The organism is Actinomyces sp. ICM39 (genome assembly GCF_000282935.1).
Lineage (GTDB): Bacteria > Actinomycetota > Actinomycetes > Actinomycetales > Actinomycetaceae > Pauljensenia > Pauljensenia odontolytica_B.
In genome coordinates this window covers 1-25,810 of record NZ_ALCB01000063.1, presented here as the reverse complement: position 1 = coordinate 25,810, position 25,810 = coordinate 1, and the positions used below count along the sequence as shown (strand labels likewise).

20 protein-coding genes, 2 tRNA genes and 1 riboswitch are annotated in these 25,810 nt (G+C 66.5%); of the genes, 6 read left to right on the top strand and 16 right to left on the bottom strand.

What is annotated here, in order from left to right:
- Nucleotides 1–136: 136 nt before the first annotated feature.
- The 5 genes from HMPREF1137_RS03535 to HMPREF1137_RS03515 all read right to left on the bottom strand — a co-directional run bounded on the left by HMPREF1137_RS03535 (nt 137) and on the right by HMPREF1137_RS03515 (nt 4,368).
- A tRNA-Ala gene (locus tag HMPREF1137_RS03535) sits at nt 137–212 on the bottom strand.
- Nucleotides 213–353: 141 nt separating this feature from the next.
- Nucleotides 354–1,325 (bottom strand): hypothetical protein, encoded by a 972-nt coding sequence (locus HMPREF1137_RS03530; RefSeq protein WP_007588993.1) that lies wholly within the window; start codon nt 1,323–1,325, stop codon nt 354–356.
- A gap of 192 nt (nt 1,326–1,517) precedes the next feature.
- The gene (locus tag HMPREF1137_RS03525) at nt 1,518–2,216 is read right to left on the bottom strand and encodes a GNAT family N-acetyltransferase (RefSeq protein ID WP_034496658.1); all 699 of its coding nucleotides are present in this window, start codon (nt 2,214–2,216) and stop codon (nt 1,518–1,520) included.
- Nucleotides 2,213–3,439 (bottom strand): molybdopterin molybdotransferase MoeA, encoded by a 1,227-nt coding sequence (locus HMPREF1137_RS03520; RefSeq protein ID WP_007588986.1) that lies wholly within the window; start codon nt 3,437–3,439, stop codon nt 2,213–2,215. Before HMPREF1137_RS03520 ends, HMPREF1137_RS03525 begins: the two co-directional genes overlap by 4 nt.
- A 5-nt stretch (nt 3,440–3,444) precedes the next feature.
- Nucleotides 3,445–4,368 (bottom strand): UTP--glucose-1-phosphate uridylyltransferase, encoded by a 924-nt coding sequence (locus HMPREF1137_RS03515; protein WP_196792945.1) that lies wholly within the window; start codon nt 4,366–4,368, stop codon nt 3,445–3,447.
- Nucleotides 4,369–4,408: 40 nt separating this feature from the next.
- On the opposite strand from HMPREF1137_RS03515, the gene HMPREF1137_RS03510 reads away from it, so the two are divergent.
- Both HMPREF1137_RS03510 and mscL read left to right on the top strand, forming a co-directional pair.
- On the top strand, nt 4,409–5,080 hold the full coding sequence (locus HMPREF1137_RS03510; RefSeq protein WP_034496654.1) for a 5-formyltetrahydrofolate cyclo-ligase: 672 nt from the start codon (nt 4,409–4,411) through the stop codon (nt 5,078–5,080).
- 266 nt (nt 5,081–5,346) lie between these two features.
- Complete coding sequence (gene mscL / locus HMPREF1137_RS03505) at nt 5,347–5,745, top strand: large conductance mechanosensitive channel protein MscL (protein WP_007588999.1); 399 nt, start codon at nt 5,347–5,349, stop codon at nt 5,743–5,745.
- A 520-nt stretch (nt 5,746–6,265) separates the two neighbouring features.
- On the opposite strand, the gene HMPREF1137_RS03500 is transcribed toward mscL, so the two are convergent.
- The 7 genes from HMPREF1137_RS03500 to HMPREF1137_RS03470 all read right to left on the bottom strand — a co-directional run bounded on the left by HMPREF1137_RS03500 (nt 6,266) and on the right by HMPREF1137_RS03470 (nt 14,735).
- A complete protein-coding gene (locus tag HMPREF1137_RS03500) occupies nt 6,266–6,487 on the bottom strand; it encodes a hypothetical protein (protein ID WP_007588995.1) in 222 nt (73 codons plus the stop codon).
- Nucleotides 6,480–10,670, bottom strand: a complete 4,191-nt coding sequence (locus tag HMPREF1137_RS03495; RefSeq protein ID WP_007589008.1) for a PDDEXK-like endonuclease domain-containing protein — start codon at nt 10,668–10,670, stop codon at nt 6,480–6,482. The genes HMPREF1137_RS03500 and HMPREF1137_RS03495 overlap by 8 nt, the downstream gene beginning before the upstream one ends.
- 25 nt (nt 10,671–10,695) lie before the next feature.
- Nucleotides 10,696–11,613: a DMT family transporter gene (locus tag HMPREF1137_RS03490; protein ID WP_007588975.1), complete on the bottom strand. Its 918-nt coding sequence runs from the start codon at nt 11,611–11,613 to the stop codon at nt 10,696–10,698.
- Between the two features lie 15 nt (nt 11,614–11,628).
- Nucleotides 11,629–11,701: transfer RNA gene (locus HMPREF1137_RS03485), tRNA-Arg, on the bottom strand.
- Between the two features lie 156 nt (nt 11,702–11,857).
- Nucleotides 11,858–12,790 (bottom strand): universal stress protein, encoded by a 933-nt coding sequence (locus HMPREF1137_RS03480; RefSeq protein WP_007588981.1) that lies wholly within the window; start codon nt 12,788–12,790, stop codon nt 11,858–11,860.
- Nucleotides 12,791–12,923: 133 nt separating this feature from the next.
- Nucleotides 12,924–13,679 carry a C40 family peptidase gene (locus HMPREF1137_RS03475; protein ID WP_007589001.1) on the bottom strand — a complete coding sequence of 252 codons (756 nt, stop codon included), beginning with the start codon at nt 13,677–13,679 and terminating at the stop codon, nt 12,924–12,926.
- Between the two features lie 2 nt (nt 13,680–13,681).
- Nucleotides 13,682–13,822: riboswitch (cyclic di-AMP (ydaO/yuaA leader) on the bottom strand.
- A 235-nt stretch (nt 13,823–14,057) separates the two neighbouring features.
- A complete protein-coding gene (locus tag HMPREF1137_RS03470) occupies nt 14,058–14,735 on the bottom strand; it encodes a metal-dependent transcriptional regulator (RefSeq protein ID WP_007588982.1) in 678 nt (225 codons plus the stop codon).
- A gap of 172 nt (nt 14,736–14,907) precedes the next feature.
- Here HMPREF1137_RS03470 and serC point away from each other — a divergent pair, with 172 nt between their 5' ends.
- Entirely contained in the window at nt 14,908–16,035 is a 1,128-nt protein-coding gene (gene serC / locus HMPREF1137_RS03465) for a phosphoserine transaminase (protein WP_007588996.1), read from the top strand.
- Between the two features lie 19 nt (nt 16,036–16,054).
- On the opposite strand, the gene HMPREF1137_RS03460 is transcribed toward serC, so the two are convergent.
- From HMPREF1137_RS03460 to HMPREF1137_RS03445, 4 genes are all read right to left on the bottom strand, one after another.
- Nucleotides 16,055–17,344, bottom strand: a complete 1,290-nt coding sequence (locus tag HMPREF1137_RS03460; RefSeq protein WP_007589007.1) for an MFS transporter — start codon at nt 17,342–17,344, stop codon at nt 16,055–16,057.
- 143 nt (nt 17,345–17,487) lie between these two features.
- Nucleotides 17,488–18,939: an NCS2 family permease gene (locus HMPREF1137_RS03455; protein ID WP_007588987.1), complete on the bottom strand. Its 1,452-nt coding sequence runs from the start codon at nt 18,937–18,939 to the stop codon at nt 17,488–17,490.
- A gap of 121 nt (nt 18,940–19,060) precedes the next feature.
- Nucleotides 19,061–19,915, bottom strand: coding sequence for a DUF3027 domain-containing protein (locus HMPREF1137_RS03450; RefSeq protein ID WP_007588991.1), 855 nt, complete (start codon nt 19,913–19,915; stop codon nt 19,061–19,063).
- Entirely contained in the window at nt 19,908–20,285 is a 378-nt protein-coding gene (locus HMPREF1137_RS03445; RefSeq protein WP_034496650.1) for a cold-shock protein, read from the bottom strand. Before HMPREF1137_RS03445 ends, HMPREF1137_RS03450 begins: the two co-directional genes overlap by 8 nt.
- 246 nt (nt 20,286–20,531) lie before the next feature.
- Between HMPREF1137_RS03445 and HMPREF1137_RS03440 the strand changes: the two genes are divergently transcribed.
- From HMPREF1137_RS03440 to HMPREF1137_RS03430, 3 genes are all read left to right on the top strand, one after another.
- A complete protein-coding gene (locus tag HMPREF1137_RS03440) occupies nt 20,532–22,613 on the top strand; it encodes a coiled-coil domain-containing protein (RefSeq protein ID WP_007588984.1) in 2,082 nt (693 codons plus the stop codon).
- 52 nt (nt 22,614–22,665) lie between these two features.
- Nucleotides 22,666–24,540, top strand: coding sequence for a TPM domain-containing protein (locus tag HMPREF1137_RS03435; RefSeq protein WP_007588998.1), 1,875 nt, complete (start codon nt 22,666–22,668; stop codon nt 24,538–24,540).
- Between the two features lie 498 nt (nt 24,541–25,038).
- On the top strand, nt 25,039–25,764 hold the full coding sequence (locus HMPREF1137_RS03430) for a PspA/IM30 family protein (protein WP_007589003.1): 726 nt from the start codon (nt 25,039–25,041) through the stop codon (nt 25,762–25,764).
- Nucleotides 25,765–25,810 lie beyond the last annotated feature (46 nt).

Here is a 25,810-nt window from a genome sequence, read left to right as displayed (position 1 = left end):
CCGCCCACCGGCACATACAGCGGCCGGGCCCGACGGCGCCCGGAACACCAGCGGCGCCACGAGCAACACAACAACCCGGCACCGCACCAGCGCCCAGGCATACAAAAAACCGACATCCGGATCGGATGTCGGCCTGTGGTGGAGCTAGGGGGATTCGAACCCCCGACCTTCTCATTGCGAACGAGACGCGCTACCAACTGCGCCATAGCCCCAAGGACTCGAACAGCTTAGCACCATCACAATCAGCCATGCAAGCCGACCACCGCCGCGTGCGGCATGACACGGAGCCCACGCATACGACCGGGCCGCGAGCCCGGAGGCCCGCGGCGCGGCATCAGCAGCTGAGAGGTCCCCTACTGGGCGCGTCGCGCGTCCAGGACGGCATCCAGGTCGAGGGCGACGGCCTGGTCAGCAACGACCTCGGCGGTGGAGCGGGCACCCACCTGGGCAGTCTGGGCGATCGGGCGAGCCGGGACGGCGGCGGCGATGCGCGGGATGCCGCGCAGGTCGGTGTCGGCGTGGACGATGCGGCCGCGGACGCGCTCACGCGACGCGTAGGTGGGTGCAGGGATCGGCGCAACGGTCCAGGCGCGGGCCGGGGTGTCAGCGACCTCAACGACCTCGGGCACCTCGACGTTGAAGACGAGGGAGGGGACGGAGCCGGTCTGGGGTTCCGTGGCCTCGGCCACCTCGGTGACCTCTTCCGAGGAGGAGGAAGACGAAGCCTGAGGCTCCGCAGGGGCAGCGGCGGTGGCGCGGCCAGCGCCGCGCACGTCGCCGCGAAGCTTGGTCAGCAGCTCGAGCTCGCGCTCGGATGCTTGCTGAGAGCGGACGGCCGCGACGCGGGAGGCCGCGAGGGAAGCCACGAGGGCGGCGGCGGGAATCGCGATCCACGCCCACGCGATGGAGGTCGCGGCGATGACGATGCCGAGAGCAACGGTTGCAAGGGCGCAGACACCGGTGATCACCATGCGGCGACGTCCGGCTGCGCTTTCGGCGGCGAGGCGGGCGGCGCGGCGGGCGCGCAGCTTTGCGATGTCGCGAACCGCTTTGTTGTTGCGTCGGTCGATAACGGGGCGGCTACGTCCCGTGGTGCCCTGGTGCATGCTGCCTCCGCTCGTCAATGCTCCCCGCGCCAGGATGGTTCCGCTGGCGTGGTCGCATGTGTCTAATTCTGTCTTATTCGTGTGGATCATGCGCAGCCTCGGAGAGAAACGGTCAATTTCTCGAGACTGAACGATTGCTGTCCTGCGTGCAACGAGCGACGGTACCGTCGCGATGAGCGCGACGAATATCGCTGCAATGACGAGTCCACCAATCTCCACCCTCACAAAGTACGGGCGTTTGTGGCGCTGCGCTTTGTGCGATGGGCGCGTGTCGGGGTCTCAAACCTTTCGGTAAAAAGAGAAGATTCCCCAGGTGTCACACGTGTAACATCTGCCCCAATCGCACCACGTTGACCGGGCCAACTGGCACCCCAACAGCCACCTACCGAGAACGCGGCCAGAGAACGACGGTCAGTCGATCGCGGGTCGACCCCAGCGGCGCTGCACGAGTCCACCCTCAGGCAGGGACTCAGCATCAATAAAGAACGCAACATGGTCCGCCCACTGGCCGCCGATGTGCATGAAGCGGGGGCGCAGGCCCTCCTCGACGAGACCGAGGCCTCGGCACACGCCCAAAGACCGCTCGTTCTCGGGACGCACGCACACCTCGACGCGATGCAGACCCAGCTCGCCGACGACGAGGTCGAGGACAAGAGCAGCCACGAGGGACCCCAGGCCTCGTCCAGCCCACTCTGAGACGATCCAGTAGCCGAGCATGCCCGAGGACATCGCGCCCCAGTGCACGTTCGAGATGGAGAACTGACCCACGTAGCGATCATCGATCTGCACGCCAAAAATCAGAGCGTTGCCGTTCCGCTGATCGCGGTCTGCGCGGCGCACGTACTGGGAGAACGTCGGAATATGCTCGAGGGACTCCGGGGGCAGCGTTGCCTCCCAGGGGCGCAGCCAGTGCCCGTCGGCGCGACGCACGGCGTCCAGCGCACGATGCTCTTCGCCGTGAACGGGACGCACGACGAGCTCACGCGGATTCTCGCTTCCCTCCGGTCCGGGACGCAGGAAACCACGGCCCACCGGATCGGCCACGCGCAGCGTGACCATCTCGATGTCGCGCCCCCACACGCACGTGCGACGGCGGAGGAAACACCTCATTCGAGGACCAGGCACTGGAGGCTATCTCCCGCGCGCACGGTGGTCACGTCCTCGGGGACGACCGCGAGAGCGTTGGAGTCCGCGAGCGCGGACAGCAGCAACGAGGCCGGGGTGCCCATGACGGCGGCGTTGTAGCCGGAGCGCGGGGAGCCGGTGAGGCGCACGCGCACGAACTCGCGGCGGCCTCGCGGGGAGTACCAGGAGCGGTCGATGGCGGCGCGCACCACTGGGCGGTTGACGGCGGTCCAGCCCTGCATGTGGCGCAGCGCGGGGCGCACGAAGACCTCGAAGCACACCTGGGCGGAGACGGGGTCGCCGGGCAGACAGACAATGGGGGTGCCGGGCTGACCCTCCTCGGCGCCGACGGTGCCCACACCCATGATGTGACCGGGCCATGCGGCGACGTTGTCGAAGCGAACCGTGCCGAGAGCACCGAGAACCTCACGGACGGTGTCGCCGCTGCCGTAGGAGATGCCGCCGGTCGTCAGGATCAGGTCCGCGCGCACCAGCTGGTCCTCGATGGTTTCGCGCAGGCGGGCGCGTTCGTCCGGGACTGCGGCGACGCGGAAGGTCTGCGCGCCGGCGTCAGCAACCGCCGTCGACAGGGCGTGACCGTTCGCGTCGAAGACGGTGCCGGGGCGGGCCTCGCCACCGGGCTCGACGATCTCGTCGCCGATCGAGATGATGACGACGCGCGGGCGGGGGTGGACCAGCACGCGGTCACGGCCCACACCGGCGAGGAGCGCCATCTGGCGGGCACCGATACGCGTACCGGAGCGCAGCACCGTGTCACCCTGCGCAACGTCCTCCGCGCGGCGGCGGATGTTTTCGCCGCTGGCGGGGGCCGTACGCAGGGCAACCTGGGCGATGCCGTGGTCCGTGAACTCGAGGGAGACCACGGCCTCGGCACCCGAAGGCATGGGCGCGCCGGACGCGATGCGGATCGCGGTGCCGGGCACGAGGGCCGCCGGGTCGACGGCACCCGCGCGGATCTCCTCGGTGACGGGAAGCGTCACCGGCGACTCCAGGGTGGCTCCCTCACAGTCACGGATGCGAACGGCGTATCCGTCGCACGCCGACAAGTCGGCGACCGGGAGGTTAAAGGGAGCCTGCACGTCCTCTGCGAGCACGCAGCTGACCGCGTCAGCGAGCTGAACGTCGAGCGGCGGCAGCGCGTGGGCAACGGCCATGCAGTCCTGGTAGAAGTCGGCAACGCTTCGCATAGTTGTTAGTCCTCGAGCTTGGAGCGCAGGAACTCCTTGAGTTCCGCTCCAAGCGCCGGGTCCTCAAGGGCGAGCGTGACGTTGGCTTCGAGGTAGCCGAGTTTGTCCCCGGTGTCGAAGCGTCGCTCGTCGATGACTACACCGTACAACCCTCCACCCTGTTCTTCGGGGAGGTCGATCATGCGCGCGTACCCATCTGTGAGCTGATACTCACCGCCGGCGCCCGGTTCGATGTTCTCGAGGGCCGTGAACACAGCCGGGTCGAGCAGGTAGCGGCCGACGACCGCGTACTCGGACTTGACCTCTTCGAGCGGGGGCTTCTCGGTGACGTCGGTGATGCGCATGAGCTGACCTTCTTCGAGGTCGACACCCTCGGGGATCGGCAGGACCTCGACGGCGGTCGAGGCGTAGGCCGTGGCCTGCTCGGGGGTGACCTTCAGCAGGGCGACGACGGTGCCGCCCAGGGCACCTCGCACCTGGATCATCTTGCGCAGCAGCTGCGAGCCGGGCTCCATGAGGTCGTCGGGCAGCAGGACCGCGCAGGGGGCGTCGCCCACGTGGGACTTGGCCTGCAGGATCGCGTGGCCGAGGCCGAGGGGGTGGCCCTGGCGCACGGAATGGACGCGCGCGTACTTCTTGTACTCGTTGACGTACTCGAGGGCCTTTTCCTTGCCGGCCTTCTCGAGGTCGGCCTCGAGGCCGGGTTCGGCGTCGAAGTAGTCTTCGATCGACTGCTTGCCGGCGCGGGTCACGAAGAGAATGTCTTCGATGCCGGCATCCGTGGCCTCGCGCACGATGTACTCGATCGAGGGCCGGTCGACGACGGGCAACATTTCCTTGGGCACGGACTTCGTGATGGGCAGGAAGCGGGTTCCGCGACCGGCCGAGGGAACGACAGCGTGCACTACTGGCTGGTTTTTATCTGACATACTTCACAGAGTAGCGAAGAAACCGCCCAAGAGGGAGACGATGGCCACAAAAACAACTCTCCGCGCGGAGGTGCGTGGCAGGCGCCGCGCCCGGCGCGCTGGCATGCCCGCACTCGAGGCCCCTGTCACCTCGGAATTCAGTCCCTCCCCTATTCCCGTGCGCGACCGCGCCGAAGCAGAGGGAATCGCTCGCCAGATCCGCGCCCTAGCCTCGTCGATGGGCGGAGTCACCCTGCCCGCGCTCTTCGCCCCCACCCCCCTCGAACCCGACATGTCCCTCGCGCTCGGATTATTCCCCCGCGCGCTCCTGCCCGTCCTCCTCGACGAGGCCGGGGCTCCCCTCGGCGAACCGCGCTGGGGATTGTGGGAGGCGGGCCGGGCGTTGGTGACGCTTGGGCGACCTCCCGCTCAGCCGGACGGCGAGGCGCGGGGCGCGGAGTCGCTCAAGGAGGCGGATCTGATTGTTATTCCGGCGCTCGCCGCATCCGCGGACGGGACTCGCCTCGGCCAGGGCGGAGGCTGGTATGACCGCGCGCTCGTGCACCGCCGCCCCGGCACCCCGGTCGTTGCGGCGATTTTTGACGACGAGGTACTGGAGGCCGGAGTAATTCCTGCGGAGCCTCACGACGTTCCCGTCGATGCGATCATCACGCCGACACGCACGATTGCAACAAACGTCCGATCGGCCTTTTTCCAGCGTTTTTCCTGCTAACCGCTACGCCAACGGCCGTTTGTCACATACCTCTCACACCGGACTTTTCGGCCTAAATCTGCACCTCGCTGACCGAATTACAAAAAGTGCGACGAACATTACTCCCTAATCACTGTTCGTAAGACGAAAGTCCCCACTAGTGTTTTCAACGGTAAACGAGCGCCGACGCGGCGCGCGCTCCCCGGCGGCACAGAGCCGCCACGCCGAGGCACTTCGGCGATTCAGACTTGCCGGCCCGGCCGGCCTCATTCAACACAGGAGAAGCCATGCTCAAGGGTTTCAAGGAATTCATCTCTCGCGGTAACGTCGTCGAGCTCGCCGTCGGTGTCATCATCGGTGCCGCCTTCAAGAACATCGTCGACGCCCTGGTCGACGGCATCATCAACCCGCTGATCGCGGCCGTCATCGGCAAGCCCGATTTCTCGGACGCCTTCATCCTCACCCTGAACGGTAGCGACGTGAAGTTCGGCCTGCTGATCACCGCCGTCATCAACTTCATCCTCATGGCCTTCGCGATCTACTTCTGCATCGTGGTGCCCATGAACGCCCTCAACGCCCGCCGCCAGAAGGCTGCGGACGAGGCTCCCGAGCCCGAGGCCTCCGACGAGGTCAAGCTCCTCACGGAGATCCGCGACGCCCTCGCCCAGGGCACGCCGCGCCACTGAGCATCTGATCCCTCCTCGTGAGGGACGCGGGGCCGATGCGATTGCATCGGCCCCGCCTTTTTGTATCACTACGTGCGAGCACCGCCCGGCCACCCGCGCCTACGCCAGCCCCTACGCGCGCGCCTGCGCGTGCGGCGGCACCCCATCACACACACTTCCCCTCAAATCTCGCACATAATTCACCCCGGTCACTTTTGAGCACCTCAAGAAAACGTTGCAATTGCAACGACATTATTTCAATAGCTGAAATAGCCTGCGAGGAATTACGTGCGAGATTGGTGGGAACGACGTGATCGAGCGAGGAGCCACTCCACAGGCCCCCGCACGAGCAACTGGCGGGCATCCCCGCCCAGATAACTGCACGTATCCGGATAGGTAAACAACATCCGGATAGGTAATGAAGATCCGGATAGGTAATGAAGATCCGGATAGCTTAATAACCTATCCAGATGCGCACAACCTATCCGGACACCCGCGCCTACGCCAGCCCCTACGCGCGGGCCTGCGCCTACGCCAGCCCCTACGCCCGCGCCTGCGCGTGCGGCGGCACGTTCTCGAGCAGCCGCGCATCGTTAGCGCCGTCGCCCCGGTCGGGGGCGTCAGCCATGGAGCCGGGGCGCGTATCCTCGGGGCGTACGCGATCCTCCCAGGAGGGCGGCAAGCCCTCCTCGATGAGGCGGCGGTCCACGTCGGACACGTAACGGGCGACGCGGCGACGCTTGCGCGGCGTCGCCTCACTCATCGGAGGATTCCTCCGGCTGCGCATCCTCGGAGGCCGAGGCCTCGTCAGATTCCTGCGCGCTCACCGCGGGCTTCGTGCGGCGCACGACGTTGCCTAGGACCGCGTCGGACTGGAAGCCGCGTCGTGTGATGCCCAGGGCCTCGCGCAGCTCTTCGGCGGTCTCCAGGTCGGTGCGCTCGACGCCGTCGGAACGCACCCAGGCGGCCATCTCATCGAGCTGGTCGTCGGAGTAGGCGGCCAGCGGCAGGCCCTTGGCGATCGCGGGGCGAGGCCCACGGTTCTCCTCGGAGGCGCGCTCCTTACGCTTGATGGCCAGCAGCATGCCGGTGGTGTCCTCGTCGGCCTTCTTGCGGCGCTTGGATTCCTCGTCGAGGCCGTCATCGAGCATCGGCATGCGAGGGGCGGCGGGGCTCTCGGAATCCTCCTCGGACTCGCCCGTAGCATCCTTCTGCGGCGCGGCCTCTTCAAGTCGTTCCTCGACGGACTCGTCGTCAACGCGCTCCGGAACCTCGACGACGGGTTCTTCCTCGGTGGCGCGCAGCTTCTCGAGTGCGTCCAGGACGGCGTCCACGATCGCGGATGCTTCCTTCTCCGGGTCGATGAACAGCGCCATCGACAGAGCCGTGTACACGGCCCAGCCCTGCTCCTCGAGCCAACGGGGACGTGCACGATCACGCACGCGCTGACTGGGCTCCGCGAGGTACTCCTCGTCGTCCGTAAGCACCGCGAGGAGCAGCCGCCCCGGAGACTCCGGGTGACCGATCGCGAGCGGGATCCGCATACCGCCGGGAATACCGACGTTGGCGACGACCTCGAGCCCGCGCGAGTACAGGTGCTCGGCCAGGTCGACGAGCAGGCGGTCCGGCTCGCCGGCCAGGACCGGCCACGCGTCCATCCCCTCACCGGCGTGCCCTTCGGCAATCTCGATGAGGTCCACGAGCATGCGCGAACCCTCGTGACCGAGGCGATCTCGGTCGATCTCTTCACTGTGGAGCGCGCACACGAGCGTCAGGTCCCCGCGCACCGCGCGCAGGATCTCGGCGAGAGTATCCGCGCCGGCCTCGCTGGAGAGGACACCGAAGTCGTGGATGACGCGCCCGTGCGGGGTCTTCGCAAAACCGACGGACACGATGAGCGACTCGCGCGTCAGGCCGACGGCGTCGGAGGGGCCGACAACCACAAAGGGCTCGGGAGTCGCGGGGTCAAAGAACGAGGCCAGACCCGGTTCTTCGGCGCGCACGCTCTCCAGGGCGTCGCGGATCCGCCCGGCGTGGCGGTCGGACAGGGCGACGACGGCGAGAGAGCGCTCGGGGGACTCCACCGCGTGCTCGATAACAGCGTCGACGACTGCCCGCACTTCGGCGGCCGTCGATTCAATCGCGTGCGCACCCGGGGCGGGCATGCCCGTCGCCTCAACCCAGCGGGCCGACACCGGCGCATTCGCAGCAGTCCACGGCACGGGAATACCTGCATGCTCGTAGCCGTAGCGGGCCAGCAGCAGGGCAACCTGGTCGTTGAGGCGACGCGGGCCGGGCTCGACGTGCAGGAGCGGCAGGACGTCGGCCAGTTCTCGGGTCGCACCACCCTCAGAGGCCGCCGCCAGATCGTCGATGACCACCAGCTGGTGACCGCGCGCAATAATCGGCGCGAGCTCGGCCAGGGACAGACCGTCCGCTCCGTCGAGGACGACGAGGTCGACGGTGCGTCCCGTGGGCGCCAGGGTGGGAACCATCGAGGGAACCGTCATGAGGACGGGCAGCAGGTGTCGCACCAGCGGGTAGGTGACGAGGAGATCAAGATCGCTGGGCGTCTTCCCATCGGCCAGGATTCCGCGCAGCTCCTCGTACTGGCTCGGACGCGCGGCAAGGGCGTTCGTCCGGATACGGCGCACGCCCGTAATGGCCTGCGGGACCAGCGACGCCACCTGCTCCTCGTCCAGCTCGCGCCCCTCGCGGGCGAGATCCTCCAGAGCGGCAGGATCGACACCGCCCAGAGCGGGCTGAGAGGCGAGCATGGCGCGCAGCAGCGAGGCCCACCACGCGAGGTCGAGCTCGGTGTCAATCGCGCTGTCATCGACGTTGCGATCGACGAGGTCCTGGGCCAGCTTGTCGAGGCCGCGGGCGGCGAGGCGCTCGCGCATCTGAAGGCGCGCGGGCACCTCCCGGGCGGCGGAGGTGTCGCCGGCCCAGCGCTCAATGAGCGTGGTCAGGCGCTGCAGGTGGGTGCCCACCAGGTCCGCCTCCTCGGCGGCGAACACGGGCGCGATCGCGTCAAGGTCGTCGCGCACCGCGTCGGTCAGGGCCGAGATCTCACCGATCTTTGCCGGGAGAATGGGCCACGAGTCCTCGCCGCACACCGCACACCACGCGTCGCGGCGCTCCTGGACACGGATGACGGCGCGGTGCAGGTCGGGAACGTGCACGCCGGGACGCACGAGGTCCTGGGCTTGCTTGACGAGGCGGTTGCGCTCCGACCGTCCCATCGAAATGTCGTGTTCCTTGCGCCACTGCTTGGGGGCGGTTGCAATGACCATGTCGGCTGCACTGCGCTCGAATACGCGCGGCTGGAAGACGTCAAGGACATCTGCGATGCCATCGAACATGGCAAGCTGGCGGTCCCACTGCGCCAGAGTTCCGGCGGGCTTAATACCGGCCTCACCGGCAACAGAAGCGATGTGGACACGCAGTTCGGGCAGGGACTTGGAGAGTCGGTCAACGCGCAGCAGCACGTCCGACGCCTGCTCGTCGGAGGTCAGGATCGCATTGCCCCACGCGGACGAGGAGGAACCCGAGAGTGTGCCGGAGGCGATGGCCTCGCGCAGGAGTGCTCGGGCACTCTCACCCTGGTCCACGGCAATGTCGTAGAGGGTCTCTTCGGAGAGGCGAACGCGCGTCGTGGGTGCGTTCTCACCGCTCGTCAAGTCCGTCAGAGCGCGCAGGGCATCGGCCGCGCAGACCCCGAAGCGGCCGTATGGCTCGTGCAGGGCGACGGCGTAGGAGGACAGCGCAGAGCGAACCTGCCGCAGGCGGGCACGCATCGTGTCCACACTCTCCTGGTCAACGACAGGGGAGGTATCATCCATGGCGCTCGACACGCGAGCCGCCAGAGTGCGCCGGGCATCGGAGTAGCCGTCGATGTTCGCGACGACGTCAGCCAGACCGAGGTCGGAGAGGCGCGTGTACGCGGCGATCGAGCGCGAGGGCGACGTCGACACATGCAGGACAGAACGGCCCGTCGCGGCCGCATCAGCGAGAATCGCCGCGACCACGGAGGCGTCGTCACTGTGGGCCGGAATGTCAACGAAGACACTCTGTCCGTCGGAGGCCGCTTCGACGGCGTCCTGCTGGACGGGGATGAGGTCGCCAACACCCTTTTCCGCCCACGGGTCACGGTCGCAGGGGTTGGGCTCGTGCGCGTCGGCGCGCAGATCGTTGCGAGCGTCCTGGTCGCCCGCGAGCGCGCGAATGACAGCAGAATCTTCGAGCGCAGTCACGTCTTCACGGAGGCTGGCTGCAAGCGCGGCTGCGGGGTGACAGAACAGGCCGATGACGAGCTCGTCACGGATATCGAAGCGCGGCAGCGCGGAGCATAGGTCGCGCAGAGCATTCATTGCCTGCGAGGAGGAGAAACCGTGGGTTCCACTGGCTTTGGCCAGCACAGTCTCACCGTCCACATCGACTCCGTGCTCGCGAAGGGCGTCGCTGAGTTCGGGGGCGAGAATGGCTCCTCGGCCCAGGGCGATAAGGACGTCGTCATCGCGGCGCACGAGGCGCACAGGGCGCAGCAGCGCGGGCACGGTCACCGCGTCTATTCCCGCGCCCCACGAGGCGGTCCCGATCCCCAGGTGGATGGGGCCGGTGCCGTGGGCGCTGGCGCGCTGCTCGGATCGGGCGATGATCGCTCGCGCACGCTCGAGAGCGCGACCCAGCGCGATGGGTTCGCGGATGAGGAGGCTCAGGCGGACGGGGTGTTCCGTGTAGAGCTGGGCGAGGCCTCCGGGGTGCGCGCCGGACAGGGACAGCGTCGGCAGCGACGTGGAGTCTGCTGCGATGTCCTGGTCGAGGCGTGAGCGCCACTTCTCGCGCGCAGAGCCGACGAGGGTGGTCGGGTGCGTCGAGGTGGACGAGGCCTCGGGGGCCTCGGGCTCAGGGGCGGAACGGCGCGAAAAGATACTAGGAACCACGTTTTAACCCTACGGCAGCACCACCCTATTGTGTGACGCGGCGCGCCCGGAGGAGGTCGACAACGGAAATGGTCACAACGGCGCCGACGATAAGTACCATGCCAACGATGTCGATGCCCGTGTAGGAGCTTCCCATAACAAGGGCGGAAAAGGCGGTCGCAGCGATGGGCTCGAGGCTCCCGATGAGCGACGCCTTGACTGGCCCAATGCGGTCCACGCCCCACAGGAAGGCGGTGGAGGCTACGGCAGTGCCGAGGACGACGGTGATGAACATGGCGAGCACGACGTCGGGCGTCCACGTGATGTGGAATCGCCACACTCGACCGACCAGGCCAACGCACGCACCGGCGATCAGCAGGCCGTATGCCACGACGACGTCCGCACCATAGGCCGCAATGAGCCGAGCGGGAAGCAGGGTGTATGTCGCGAGCGTAAGCGCAGCAACCGCTCCCCAGGCGAGCGCGGTGGGCGTAATGACGAGGGAGTCCAGCGACCCGTGCGTGCACAGCAGGAAGGTGCCGGTCACGGCGAGGACGATGGCGATCACCTCGGAGGCACGCGGCCATCGCCTGTGAGTGAGGCACACCCAGACGACGATGAGGATGAGACCGAGATACTCCAGGACAGTGCCGGTCCCCGCGTTCGACGCCCGGATCACCCCCATGTAGGTGATCTGGCAGGCCGCGAGCCCAAAAACCGCATAGAACACGAGGTCTCGCCAGTTGCGAGGTGTGGACACCAATTCTCGGTGCCGAGCGGATACCCCGCGCGAGCGCGCGAGAACATAAACGAGGGCGAGGATGCCCGAGACGAACATGCGGAAGAAGCTGATGAGGGTCAGCTCGATGCCGTGATGCTCCATGAGGTAGTCGGCGGAGACACCAGAGGCGCCCCAACACAGGGCAGCCACGACGGTCACGAGATACCCGAGAGCGTTGCGCATGGTGTCCTTCAACTGTGCCCCCGAGACGATTCGAACGTCCGACACCCGCTTTAGGAGAGCGGTGCTCTATCCCCTGAGCTACGAGGGCATGACAAGTTGTCCGGCCCCACTGTAGCAAAGTGCGCGCACCGCTGCCCCCTCACCCGCGCTGCGGACACGGGGTTCACAGGAGGCCACCCGCGCAAGTGGGACGGACGAGGCCGGAGCACCCACCTGGGAACCCCGGCCTCGTAACCGTATGCGCTTAGCGGCGCTCCCATTCGGTATGCACGGCGGTGCCCGTGTCACCGAGGTGGGCGGAGGGAACGATCATGACGGGGCAGGTCGAGTGTCCGAGCACCGTCTGAGAGGTCGAACCGAGTAGCACACCGGCGAGGCCGCCGCGCCCGCGCGTACCGACAACGACGAGGTCGACCGCGGTCGAGAACTCGATGAGCAGCGAGGCAGCAGAGCCGTCGAGGGCGTGGCGTGCAACGTGCACGTCGGCGCCGTCAAGGGCGGCCTTGATAGCCGCGTCCATCCCCTCACGCACCTGCGCGAGAAGTGCCGAGTGATCGACACCGGTCGGCGTCCACGTCATGACGGAAGGACCGACAGCGATCGGAACCGCGGACACCGCCGTGACGCGAGCGTCCCACAGGCGAGCCTCGGAGATCGCACGCTTGAGCGCGCACGAGGGCTGATCGGTGCCGTCCACGCCGACGACGATGCGCTCGACCGGCGTGAACTTCTTGCCCGAGGTGTGGCGGGGAACCACGACAACCGGGCACTTCGAGTGCGCGGGCAGAGCCGACGAGACCGTACCGAGGAGACGATCAGCGAAGCCGCCGCCCCCGCGCGATCCGACGACGATCATGCCGACCTCTGCGGAGAAGTCAATGAGTACCCCCGCCGGGTCCCCGGGTTCGGTCGAGCCGGACACGTGCGTGGCGCCGCGCTCGCGAGCCAGGGCCTTGGCTTCCTCGACGACCTGTTCGGCGCCCGCCTTCAGGGCCTCGTCATCAAGGACGGCGTATCCGCCATCGAGGGCGGCAGCTGAGTAGGAGGCCAGCGCATATGTGCACAGGCAATGGATGCGCGCTCCGGTGCGCGCGCCGCGATCAGCGGCCCATTTGACGGCGGCAAGGCTCTCCGTCGAGCCATCGACACCGACCAGAATGACTTCGGTAGAACTCATGATGTCCTCCTCGTGGTGGCAGTCACTTATATTGTGCCGCATTTTGACGACCGGCGAAAGCCCAACCCGAGCACAAACAGCGATCCCCGCAGCCCATGCGGGCTGCGGGGATCGTCAGCTGTCTAACGTAGGCTCAGTAGCGCACGTAGGTAGCGCCAGCGCGGACCGGCGAAACCTGGGAGAGACGGCCGGGCACCGTGGCCTCGACCATCTGGCCGCCGCCGATGTAGATGGCGACGTGGCCGGGGTAGGACACGATGTCGCCGGGCTGCGGGTCGGACACGATGGTGCCGCCAGCGGCCTGAGCGGACGAGGAGTGCGGCAGGTTGATGCCGGCAGCCGCGTACGCGTACTTGACCAGGCCGGAGCAGTCGAGGCCCGCGAGGGACTCGCCACCGTAGACGTAGGGGATACCGGTCAGGCCGAGGGCGACGGACACGATGTCGCCGCCAGCTGCGTTCAGGGTCGCCTGGCGAGCGGAGGTGTCGTTCGAGGTGGCGTCGCCGCGGGACTCCGAACGGGAAGCAGCGGAGTCAGACTGATCAGCCGCAGCGGTGGTGGCCGGAGCCGGGGTAGGCGCGGGAGCCTCGGCGGAAACGGACGCGGTAGCATCCTCTTCGGCGGTCCACGCAATGTCCGGAACCTCAACCGTGGTGACGTCATCAACGGCAACGGTCGTGGTGTTCAGATCCGCGCTCTGCGGCTCAGACTGGGGGGTGGCCGGGGCGGCGTTCGCAACGCCGGCGGCAATCGCGGTCAGCGCAACACCGGCTGCCGACGCGAAGGCGATCGGACGAGCTGCGGCGGAGGCGTTGAGGCCCTCGACCATGGTGTCGGTCAGCGGGCGACGTGCCAGGCGGTGACGCGGAGCAGGCTTAATAGTCTTCACTCATGTTCTCCCTGTTTCCCTGCGAGGTTAGCTGTCGGGTTCGGACGGGAGGTCCGGCTCGGCGTGCGAGCTTCACCCCAAGGCTCAAGGAGCCACATCTGGGTTCCCCGCGTGAGACGATTTTTCCGCTCCATTCGTCGTCTCACTTCGGGTTCCGAATGGGCGGGTGGTCTGATGACCGATAGCAACTATACCCTGACCATCCGGCCAATGTCACGTTCTGATAACAGTGACCTCCCTCATCGTTACCATTCCGTGACATTTGCACCCTGGGAACCCAGGAAAACTCACCTCTCACAGGCGGTTCGCAATTCGAGACACACTCCGCAGACGACAAAAGCCGGGGCTGTTTGCCCCGGCCTCGTCGTTTCTCAGCGCTCACTCACCCCGCACGAAAAGGTGCGCGGCCAGCGCCATCGGTATCGTCAGGTATCCGCGAACCTCGCCGGCCTCGTCGAGAGAGGCGACGCGCACGACGTCACCGTGTGCCGAGAGCCCCACGCGAGCGCCCGGACGCAGGCCCAGCTCATCGAAGGAGGCGAGCAGCTCGACATTCGCCTGAATCGGCTCGCCAATGCGCGCCAGCGTGAGGGCACCCGCCTCGAGCGAACGCACCGCCAGCTCGGCGGAATACGCACCCTCCAGCGGTGGGCAGCCAGGCATGGGATTGCCGTAGGGGTCCACGCAGGTGTTGCTGAGCAGCTCCTCCAGGCGCGCCTCGACGGCGTCACTCATCACGTGCTCCCAGCGGCACGCCTCGTCATGCACCTGCGCCCACTCCATACCGATCACGTCGAGGAGGAGGCGCTCGGCCAGGCGATGCTTGCGCAGGACCTCGGTCGCGTGGGCTCGGCCAGTGTCAGTCAGCTCGAGGCGGCGATCCCCCATGACGTGCAGCAGCCCGTCGCGCTCCATGCGTGCGACCGTCTGCGAGACCGTCGGGCCGGAGTGCCCCAGGCGGTCGACGATGCGCGCACGCAGGGGGGTGACCCCGTCCTCCTCGAGCTCGAGGATGGTCTTGAGGTACATCTCGGTGGTGTCGATCAGGTCTGCCACGTCGGCCTCCTTCATCAGGCGGTAGTAAACACAGAATAGGGTCACCTTCCTTCCCGCAGGCGCAACGACGCGTTGATGCGGAAAAACAGGCGTGTCGGCGTGTGCACCCTCACGATAATTCGATTAATGAACGTGATGGAAATACCCAGCGTCAGGAGACTAGGCTGTTGCCATGGTGGCTTTCCCCGACATCCCCCAGGACATCCTTCCCGCTGACGGACGTTTCGGCTGCGGCCCCTCCAAAGTGCGCGCCGCGCAGATCGAGGCGCTCTCCTCCCCTCTCCTCATGGGCACTTCCCACCGCGCCATGCCCGTGCGAGACGTGGTCGCCTCACTGAAGGACGGATTACGCGCCCTTCTCACTGTCCCCGACGACTACGAGGTCGTCTTGGGCAACGGCGGCGCCTCTGCATTCTGGGACGTGGCCTGCGCGTGCCTCATCTCCTCTCGCGCGGCGTTCGGCTCCTGGGGCGCGTTCGGCGCGAAGTTCGCCTCTGAGGCGGTACGCGCCCCACACCTGGGCACGCCCCTCATTGACGAGGCCGCACACGGCTCTCTCATCACCGTGTCCCCACGTGAGACCGACGCAGGCGTCGACGTCTACGCCTACCCCCACAACGAGACCTCCACCGGCGTCACCTCCCCCGTCTACCGGGTCGAGGCGCCCGACGCGCTCACCCTCGTGGACGGCACGTCGATCGCGGGGGCTGCACCCGTCGACCTGACCCAGGTCGACGCCTACTACTTCTCCCTCCAAAAGGCCCTCGGGTCAGACGGCGGCCTGTGGGTCGCGATCCTCTCCCCCGCCGCAGTCGAGCGCGCCCGCCGCGTCGAGGAGAGCGCCGACGGGCGATGGGTCCCGCAGTTCCTCTCCCTGTCCGCAGCCATCGACAACTCGCGCAAGGACCAGACCCTCAACACTCCGGCAATCGCAACGATCGTGATGGCGGAGCGCCAGGTCCGCTGGCTCCTCGAGCGCGGCGGGATGGACGCGGTGAGCGCCCACTGCGCCCAGGCCTCGTCCCTCATCTACGGCTGGGCCGAAGCGAACCTGGCTGCGCGCCCCTTCGTGGTCAACCCGGCGTGGCGCTCCCCCGTGACCGCCACGATCGAGATCGACGAGGCCGCGAGCGCCTCCGAGCTGGCCGCGCACCTGCGCGCGAGGGGGATCGTCGACATCGGCGCCTACCGCGGCGTGGGCGCCAATCAGCTGCGCATCGGAACGTGGCCGAGCGTGGAGGTCGAGGACGTGGAGGCGCTCCTCGCATGCATCGACTACTGCCTGGAGCGCGTGCTCTAAGCTCCTCGCCGGGCGCCGATCAGAGCGGGTCGACCGAGCGGCGCGGCGCGTCCACGGAGGAATCCGCCTCGATGCCCACCCACGGGAACGAGCGGCGGCGCACGACGCGCCCCTTCCAGTGGATCATCGCCCACACTCCGCAGATAAGCGCGATGCCGAGGGAGGCGATGCCGCCGACCAGGATCGACCAGCGCGCGCCGAACGTCGTGCCCACCCATCCGATGAGCGGCGACCCGATCGGAGTCGCTCCAAGGAACACGAGGGAGTACAGGGCCATGACGCGCCCGCGCTTGTCGGGATCGGTGCGCGTCTGCACGAGCGCGTTCGCACTCGTATTCATCGTCAGCATGCCAAAGCCCGTGGGAATCGACAGGAGGGCAAACCACCAGTACGAGGGCGATAGACCCAGCAGAATCTCGGCGGTCCCGTAGAAGGCGGCACCCATGAGAATCGTGCGCAGACGAGGAGCGCGGCGCGCCGCTCCCGTGGATCCAAGAATCGAACCGAAGGCCATGAAGGTCGAGAGAATGCCGAAGGAACCCGCCGCCTTGCCGAACACCGTCGTGGCCATGAGCGCGCTCGTCATCTGGAAGTTCATGCCCAGCGCGCTCACGACGAAGATCAGCGCGAGAATAATGCGGATATCGGTGCGACTGTGCACGTAGATCACGGACTCACGCAGCTGGCCGCGGGCGCGCGGCACGAGCGTGCGCGGATACAGTCGGTCGCCGCGCATGAGCGCCAGCGCGATGACGGGGGCGAGGAACATGACCGCGTCGATGAGGAACACCGGGCCGATCCCCCACCAGTCGATGAAGAAGCCCGCGGAGGCCGGGCCGATGAGGCGGGCGGTATGGAAAGCGGTCGCGTTGAGGGCGACAGCGTTCGCCATCTTGTCCTGAGGCACGAGCTCGCCGACGAAGGCCTGACGCGCGGGGGTGTCGACGGCGGAGATAGTCCCCGAAATGAAGGCCAGGATGTACTGGTGCCAGAGCTCGCCCGTGCCCGTCAGGACCACGATGCCGATGATGAGGGAGACGAGGCCGACCCCCGTCTGCGTGCACTGCAGGAGGCGGCGCCCGGGGATGCGATCCGCGAGGACTCCCGCCCACGCCGAAAACAGGATGATCGGCAGGAACTGCAGAGCGGTGACCACACCAACCTGCGAGGCATCGTGATCGGTGAGAACCGTCAGGACGTACCAGTCCTGGGCGACGCGCTGAAGCCACACGCCCGTCGACGCAATGAGGGAGGCGACGAACCAGTACCGGTAGTTCACGTAACGCATGGATGCAAACGTTGCCGACATGCTCTTCCTCCCTCTCGACCGACACCGTGCACGAGGCCGGGGGTAGCAGCGTCGACCCGCCCCCATCGGTGCACCTTCCCAGGATACGACCGCCCCGCCGGAGGAATGCTCCGGCGGGGCGGGAAGGGCGCGAAGGTGACGAATCAGCCGACGCCGAGGAGGCGCTGGATCGGGCCCATCAGGAAGTAGATGACGAACAGGCCGGACACCAGCCACATGAGCGGGTGAACCTTGGCAGCCTTGCCCTTGATGAGCTGGATGACCGCGTAGGTCACGAAGCCCACGCCGATGCCGACGGACACGGAGTAACCGAAGGGCATGAAGGCGATCGTCATGAAGGCGGGGATTGCGACCTCCGGGGAATCCCAGTCGATGCCTGTCACCTGGGTCATCATGAGGTAGCCGACGAACACGAGGGCCGTGGAGGCCGCCTCGGTCGGAACCAGCTCAACGAGGGGAGCCAGGAAGGTCGACAGCAGGAACAGGATGCCGGTGACCACGGAGGCCAGACCGGTACGAGCACCCTCGGCGACGCCCGAGGCGGACTCGACGTAGGAGGTGTTCGAGGAGACACCGCCGACGCCACCGGCCACGGCGGCCAGCGAGTCGATGATCAGGATCTGACGGGTCTTGGGCGGGTTGCCATCCTTGTCGAGCAGGTTGCCCTCGGCGCCGACGGCCACCATGGTGCCCATCGTGTCGAAGAAGTCCGCGAGCATGAGCGAGAAGACCAGGAGGATCACGGAGACGACGCCGAGCTTGCCGAAGCCGCCGAAGAGGTCAACCTTGCCAAGCGTGTCGAACACGGGAACCGCGATCGGGGAGCCCTTGAGCTCGGGGACGGTCTGGCCCCAGCCAGTCGGGTTGGTCTCAGAGATACGATCGATGTGGGCGAATGCCTGAACGATGACAGCGAGGATCGTGGAGGCGATGATCGAGATCAGAACCGCGCCCTTCACCTTACGCACGTAGAGGATCATCATGAGGAACAGGCCGAACACAAAGACGAGGGCCGGCCAGCCGTCGAGCGAGCCCGAGATGCCGAACTGGACGGGGGTCGCGCCGGTGCGCACGATGCCCGCGTTCACGAGACCGATGAGGGCCACGAAGAGGCCCAGGCCCACCGTGATGGCGGTCTTGAGAGCGGCGGGAACCGCACGGAAAACGGCCTCACGGAAGCCCGTGAGAACGAGCAGGAAGATGAGGATACCTTCCCAGGCGATGATACCCATGGCCTCGCCGTAGCTCAGGCCGGCACCGAGGACCAGGGTGAAGGCGACAACCGCATTGAGGCCGAGGCCTGCGGCAAGAGCCAGCGGGTAGTTCGCGACAACGCCCATGAGGATCGTCATAATGCCCGCGACGAGCGCGGTACCAGCGGCGATGCCCTGGGTCGTAATGGAGCCATCTTCGGGAACGGCGTTGCCCAGGATCGCCGGGTTGACGACCAGGATGTACGCCATCGCGAAGAAGGTGACAATTCCACCGCGGATTTCGTGACTAATAGTCGAGCCGCGCTTGGAAATCTGGAAGAACGAATCAAGTGACTGTGCGAAGCCGCCGTGGGACGGGGCGGTCTTTTCTTGTGTGCTCACCGGATAATCGTGCCTGTTCGGCCGCCCGCATGCAAACATAGTCGCTATATGCCCACTTGCTGAGAAAGCACCCAAGACTCAGTCTCGGATGCTTTCTGTCAGTTTTTAGCGGAAAGAAACGTCAGCTTTCCTGTTCCTCACCCGTCGGGGCCTCGGCCTGGTCGGACGTCACTTCGGCGACCGCGGCCTCGGCGTTCTTCGCCTCGTCCGATGCGCGCGGCATCGGCTCAGCGTCGAGCGCCCCCTCATTGACGCGCGACGGACGCACCGGCCACGCCGTGCCGTTCTTGGGCACGTCGGTCTCCGAGTGCGAGCCACACGTGTGGTCCAAGGACACGACAGCACCGTCGTCGGTCGCCCATTCGTTCGCACACACGCCAAACATGGTGCGCATGCCGCCGCTCATCTTCATGAGAAAACCGCACGACGAGCAGGTGTTACGCGGACGGCGACCGGACTTGGGCCCGCGGTCGGACTCGTACCAGCGCTTGGCCGCCTGATCGATACCCTCCTGCGACAACACGCGCGGGCGCCCCAGGCCGAGCTCGCGCACGACCGGCAGATCGGGGTCCTCACTCGTATCCTCGAAGCCCTGCTCGAGGCGCTCATCGTCCGCCTTGTAGGGCAGGACATCGTCACGAGAAATATCCGAGGGACGCAGGCGTTCTTCCCACGGCACCCACTCCGGAGCCAACAGCGCACCCTCACGGGGAGTCATGTCAACCTCGCAGACCGTGGCGACGCGCCCGCGCGGCACACGGGCAACGGTCACCGCCCAGCACCATCCCACGTAACCCGCGTCGGTCGACGCGAAGTAGTGGGTGGCCAAGCGCTCCGAGACCATCTCGAAGCCGACGTGCTCGCCGACGGGGCGCGGGTATGCCACGGCCTCGGCGCCAGCACGCGCAACGTCGACGGCGTCCTCGAGGACGGCGTCCTTTTTCACTGCCCGAAGACGGGCCTGAGTCTTAGGCATCAAATTCCTCTGCGACGGCGCGCAGCACCTTCGCGATCTTGGTCGCGTTGTCCGGGTACGATCCGCGACGCAGGGCGGCGCTCGACGAGTCAAGGAGCTTGATCAGGTCCTCAACGACGGGCACCATCGCCTGCGGCTTGCGCCGCTTGGCTCGGGCAACGGAAGCTGTCTCCTTCAGGAAACGCACGCTGAGTGCCTGCGGTCCCTTCCGTCCGTCAGCAACCGAATACTCCACACGCGCACCCACTCGGGGGCTGGGGTGGTCGGCCGGAAGCGCGGACGAGTGGAGGAAGACATCGGCCCCGTCGTCTCCTGCAATGAAGCCGAAACCGCGATCAGCGTCGAAGAACCTCACTTTACCGGTGGGCATGGTCCCCTCCTTCTATCAATAGTCTGAGAGCCCAATGGGCTCCCCCTATCATAGGGCGCTCTTCCGATGTGCGCGGGAGGCGAGCCGACGCCTGTAGCGAACAGCACCGCACACCCCAAGCTCGAGTAACTTTCACGTAGACTGACCCCACGGGAACAATCACGCTACGCAGTTTTCATCACACACTCGACAGAATCGAGTGGCGTGCTGTATGTTCATCTGTTCGCCACTTCGCAGGAGGATCCAGTGTCACGATTCCGCCGCTTCAGCCTCGTCGCTGTTCTCACAGCGATGCTGCTCGCGCTTGGCCTGCCGACGTTCGCAGCGTCGCCGGTCACGGTCAGCGGCTCCGTCACCGACCCTTCGGAGTGGCTGGAGAGCTCCGACCGTGAGTCCGTCGAAGAGGCCGCCCGCAAGGCCGCCGCGTCGGGAGTCAACATTTCCTTCGTTTTCGTCGAGGACCTCTCGGGCGACAGCGCCAGCCAGTGGTGCCAAAGCGCCCTGCAGAATTCTTCCCTCGGATTCTCTGACATCATCTACTTCATCGCTTACACGGAGAGGGTCGACGGTGCATGCACCAACGACCCACAGGTGCAGTCTCGCCTCGCCGTCGCTATGGCCGCAGCCGAAAAACGCTTCAATTCCAATCCTCTGGAGTCACATGACGCTGCGATTGGGGCGGCCGCCTTCGCACAGACACTGACCGCGAATGTGGCTTCAAGCACGCCTTCCGCATCCTCCCAACCCACCAGGAGTTCCTCGTCTTCTTCGTCGACCAACAGGACGAACCTCTACATTCTGTCCTCGCTCTTCCTCGGCGGCATTGCCCTGATCGGCATCACCGTCGCCGCCTCCTCGCGCCGTAGCAAGAAGAGCGCGGCTCACGCGATGGCCATCGACACAGTCGCCGCCGAGAAGGCGGTCCAGGAGGCGAATCGCCAGCTGCTTGCCGCCGACGAGCAGGTGCGCACCGCAACCGACGAACTGAACTTCGCACGCGCCCAGTTCGGTCTGACCTCAACGGACGAATTCGCCCGCGCGATCGACAATGCGAAGGCAACCGTCACGCGCTGCTTCGATCTTCAGGGGCGCATGAACGACGCGACAGCCACGACCGAGCGCCTGGAGCTCGCGAAGAAGCTCATGCGTGACCTGGGCGCAAACCTGAACCCGCTCAGCCAGATCCAGGCCGCTTTCGCCACCAAGCGCGCGGAGGAGGCGACGCTGCCCGAGCGCATCCGCGAGGCACGCGAGCGCCTCGCGGAGGAACTCACTGACCTCGAGCGCGCAAAGGCCGAGCTGACCACCATCGCTGGCATCTACCCCGCGCAGATGCTTGCCTCCCTCCAGGACAACCCCGAGCAGGCGGCCGCCCTGCTGACCTCGGCGCGCTCCGCCCTCGATACCGCCGACGAGGTGGTGGACACGGACCGCACCCGCGCGGCCAGCGCCCTCGACACCGCACACCGCGCCCTGACGATGGCCAACCACCAGACGGACGCGATCTTCACCGCCAAGTCCGACCTCGACGCGATCCGCGACCGCCTGGCCGCCGCCATCGGTTCGATTTCGGCGGACCTGTCGGATGTCGAGCGCCTCGACACCGATCCCGCAACCTTCAACCCTCTCGTCGCCGACGCGCGCGCCGCGATCTCCGAGGCGCAGGCTGCCCTGGCAAACAACGGCGACCCACTCGCTGCGCTCGAGCACCTGCGCAGTGCCGAGGCGACCATCGATGCCGCGCTCGCGCCCCTGCGCACCAACCAGGAGGCCCGCGACAAGGCCTTCTCCGCCGCGAAGAGCCAGATCGCCCTCGCGGAATCCGCGGTCGGTCAGGCACAGCGCTACGTCCAGGGGCGCCGAGGCGCCATCGACCTGCAGGTGCGCGGCACGCTCAACAACGCCGAGCAGGCGCTGCGCGCGGCGCACGACTCCCTCGACAAGGACCCTCAGGCAGCCGCCACTCACGCGGCCAACGCCCGCGCGTTCGCCGACCGCGTCATGGCTACTCCCATTCAGCCGGCTACCGGCAGCTGGGGAAGCGGAACGAGCAACAACGGTTCCTTCACCGGATCCTCACTCGGCGACTTCCTCCTGTGGTCCACGCTCTTCTCACAGTCTGGCCCCGGCTACCAGGGCCGACGCGACCGCGACTATGACCGCTTCGATCATTTCGATCGCGGCTCTCGCTCCTCCGGCTCCGGCTGGTCCTTCGTCTCCGGTTCAGGCTCGAACTGGGGCGGCGGCTTCGGCGGTTCCTCCGTCTCCGGTTCTGGCTCGAACTGGGGCGGCGGCTTCGGCGGTTCCTCCGTCTCTGGCAGCTTCTGACTGTGTGACCCGCAGCGAGCGTTTATTAGTTCCCGACGAACAGGAGGGTAACGTGTCACGGATCCGACGCCTCGGACTCGTCGCCGTCATGGCGGTAGCACTGCTGGTCGGCGGCGCGCCCGCGTTCGCGACCGAGCCGCTCACTACGAGCGGACACGTCACCGACCCCGACTCTTTCCTGAGTGACGAGCAACGCGCAACGATCGAATCTCCCGCGCAGGCGTTCTACACCACGTACAACACGATCATCGACGTCGTCGTGGTCCCCAACTTCTCGGGTCAGAAACCGTCCGCTTGGTGCGAGGCTACCCTCAAGCAATCGCGCACAGCCGACAAGGGCATCCTCTACGTTGTCTCCTACGAGGATGGCACGGATGCGTTCTGCACGGACGCGCAAATGGCTCGCAAGATGTCGGATTACAGCACCAGGATAACGATGGACAGCGCGCTCAGTGCCGCCCATCGCAAGTACAAAACAACGCCATTGCCCCCCGAAGAGGCAGCGGCAGGTGCCGAAGCCTTCATTCGCGACCTGCGCAGCTCATATGACTTCAGCGCGGATATAGCTGCCAGCTACCGCAAGAGCCAGGAACAAGAGAAAAAGGCGAGGGAAGAAAGAGAGAAGGAAGAAAAGAAGAGGAAGCGTGGCGCTAACATCCTCATATCTGCGGTCATTGTGATCGCCATTGTCTCCAACGTGTGGGTGTGGGTGCGGAAATTGAACGGAGACGACGAACCCACTACTGAGACCACGTATCGCACCCCAGAGGCCGAGGAATACACCCCGATCGTGGACACCGTGCGGCGCGACGCCCTGAGGGCCGCTACGGAGGCCAGGCGGCGCCTCTCGGAGGCCGAGGAGCAGGTGCGCGGCGCGGAAGAGGACTGGAACTACGCTCGCGCCCAGTTCGGTAGCGCTGCGACCGAACAGTTCGGGCGCCGCCTCGAGGCAGCAAAGGATGCGATTGCACGGGGCTTCGACACCTACGAACAGATAGAGCGCACACCAGACGCTCATGCTAAGCGACGCCTCGCCTCGACAATCACGGCGGATCTCGACAAGAACCTTCCGCCGCTCCAGGATGCTCGCCAGGAGTTCGCCGCACAGAGCGAGAAGCGGCTATCGCTCCCTGCCCAGGTCGCCGATGCCCGTGAGCGCCTCGTCGAGGAACTCGCTGACCTGGAGCGCGCGAAGGAAGAGCTGACGAGCATCGCGGGCCTCTATCCCGATTCCATGCTCGCTTCCCTCCAGGACAATCCGGAACGCGCCGCTGCGTTGCTTGAGTCCGCTCGTGCGGCGTTGGAGACGGCCAAGGCACATCTCGACACCGATCCCACCCGCACCGCCTCCGCACTGGACACCGCTCAGCGCGCGCTGTCGATGGCAAACGCACAGACGGACGCCATCTTCTCCGCCAAGACCGATCTCGATACATTCCGTGAGAAGCTCGCCGCTTCCATCGGATCGGTATCTCAAGCCCTGTCGGATGCGAAGCGCCTCGATTCCGCCGCCGCTCCCTTCGGCCCCCTTCTGGACGAGGCAGAGGCTGCCATCGCCTGCGGCCAGCGTGCGCTGGTCAGCGACGAGGATCCCCTCGGCGCGCTCGAGAACCTTCGCGATGTGGAGCTCCGGCTGGAGGCGGTGCTCGCCCCTCTGACGACTCAGGATGGCGCGCAGCGCAGGGCACGAGAGACTGCGGAGCGCGACATCCGCAATGCCGATGCTGCCCTGACCCGGGCTCGCGAGCACTTGAACAGGTACGAAGGGTCGGCTCTGTTCGACGTCAACAAGCTGATGCGCGAAGCCGAGCAAGCAGTGACCGCGGCACGCGAAGCCCTCGACGAAGATCCCCTGCAGGCAAGCGCAGCAGCTTCGCGGGCCACGACGCTCACCCAGCGCGCGCTTGCAGCACCGGGATGGCGATAGAGGAGGTTGACGAGGTTTCATCACCGCGCGACGCTGACAATCATGACCACGTCGCCCATGACCCCCACCGGGCATCGGCTCACGCCCGGCTGATTTCCACCCGCACCCAACCATCACGTAGACTGGTCCCACACCAAGACAATGTGACTCAAAATACATTAGATCGAGGGTACAACGCCTCGCAATGATGTATCTTGATCTGTTCGCCACTAACCGAGGAGGATCACATGCCACGGATTCGAGACTCTCGAACACGTGCGTGCTCTGGCAGCCAGGCCAGACACCACGCTCGGTCCGCCTCGCTCCTCGTGGCACCACCCGGGAAACACGCACTCAGCGTGATGACAATCCACTCCCCCGCATACACTGATCCGACAACCGGTTCGGGCGACTCGTAGCCCACCCACCAATCGCGCGAGGCCTCATCTCGCTCACAACCCGCGCGCACGCGCACCAACCAAAACCGCGCAGATGCGCACCACCTCAAAGGAGAACATCATGGCCGAAAAGCAGACGATCATGGGCCGCATCGCCCAGCTCGCCAAGGCGAACATCAACGCGCTCCTCGACAAGGCCGAGGACCCGGAGAAGATGATCGATCAGCTGATCCGTGACTACACCAACTCGATCGTCGAGGCCGAGAACGCGATCGCTCAGACCCTGGGCAACCTGCGCATGGCCGAGAAGGACTACGAGGAGGACGTCAAGGCCGCTGCCGACTGGGGCCAGAAGGCTGCCGCCGCCTCCGCCAAGGCCGAGTCCCTGCGCGCCGCCGGCGACGAGGCAGGTGCCACGAAGTGGGACGACCTGGCCAAGGTCGCCCTCGGCAAGCAGATTCAGTTCGAGAACGAGATCAAGGCCGAGGAGCCCACGCTCCAGGCCCAGCGTGACGTGGCCGATCGCCTCAAGCGTGGCCTCGCACAGATGAAGGACAAGCTCGCTGAGCTCAAGACCCGCCGCGACCAGCTGATCGCCCGCGAGAAGACCGCCAAGGCCCAGGCCCAGGTCACGGACGCCCTCTCCTCCATCAACATCCTGGATCCCACGAGCGAGCTCGGCCGCTTCGAGGACCGCGTGCGCCGCCAGGAGGCCCTCGCTCAGGGCAAGATCGAGCTGGCCGCCTCCTCCCTGGATTCCCAGTTCGCGGAGCTCGAGACCGACTCCTCGCAGATCGAGATCGAGGCTCGCCTGGCCGCCCTCAAGGGCAACAACAACCAGGCGTGAGCGCCGCGGCACATGCCGCGCCCACACACAGGCCGGGCGGCCCCTT

Bases quoted from the DNA above. Each gene is read 5' to 3' on its own strand.
- HMPREF1137_RS03525 (WP_034496658.1), bottom strand. From the start codon at position 2,216: ATGAGGTGTTTCCTCCGCCGTCGCACGTGCGTGTGGGGGCGCGACATC.
- HMPREF1137_RS03520 (WP_007588986.1), bottom strand. From the start codon at position 3,439: ATGCGAAGCGTTGCCGACTTCTACCAGGACTGCATGGCCGTTGCCCAC.
- HMPREF1137_RS03515 (WP_196792945.1), bottom strand. From the start codon at position 4,368: ATGTCAGATAAAAACCAGCCAGTAGTGCACGCTGTCGTTCCCTCGGCC.
- HMPREF1137_RS03510 (WP_034496654.1), top strand. From the start codon at position 4,409: ATGGCCACAAAAACAACTCTCCGCGCGGAGGTGCGTGGCAGGCGCCGC.
- mscL (WP_007588999.1), top strand. From the start codon at position 5,347: ATGCTCAAGGGTTTCAAGGAATTCATCTCTCGCGGTAACGTCGTCGAG.
- HMPREF1137_RS03500 (WP_007588995.1), bottom strand. From the start codon at position 6,487: ATGAGTGAGGCGACGCCGCGCAAGCGTCGCCGCGTCGCCCGTTACGTG.
- HMPREF1137_RS03490 (WP_007588975.1), bottom strand. From the start codon at position 11,613: ATGCGCAACGCTCTCGGGTATCTCGTGACCGTCGTGGCTGCCCTGTGT.
- HMPREF1137_RS03480 (WP_007588981.1), bottom strand. From the start codon at position 12,790: ATGAGTTCTACCGAAGTCATTCTGGTCGGTGTCGATGGCTCGACGGAG.
- serC (WP_007588996.1), top strand. From the start codon at position 14,908: ATGGTGGCTTTCCCCGACATCCCCCAGGACATCCTTCCCGCTGACGGA.
- HMPREF1137_RS03460 (WP_007589007.1), bottom strand. From the start codon at position 17,344: ATGTCGGCAACGTTTGCATCCATGCGTTACGTGAACTACCGGTACTGG.
- HMPREF1137_RS03450 (WP_007588991.1), bottom strand. From the start codon at position 19,915: ATGCCTAAGACTCAGGCCCGTCTTCGGGCAGTGAAAAAGGACGCCGTC.
- HMPREF1137_RS03445 (WP_034496650.1), bottom strand. From the start codon at position 20,285: ATGCCCACCGGTAAAGTGAGGTTCTTCGACGCTGATCGCGGTTTCGGC.
- HMPREF1137_RS03430 (WP_007589003.1), top strand. From the start codon at position 25,039: ATGGCCGAAAAGCAGACGATCATGGGCCGCATCGCCCAGCTCGCCAAG.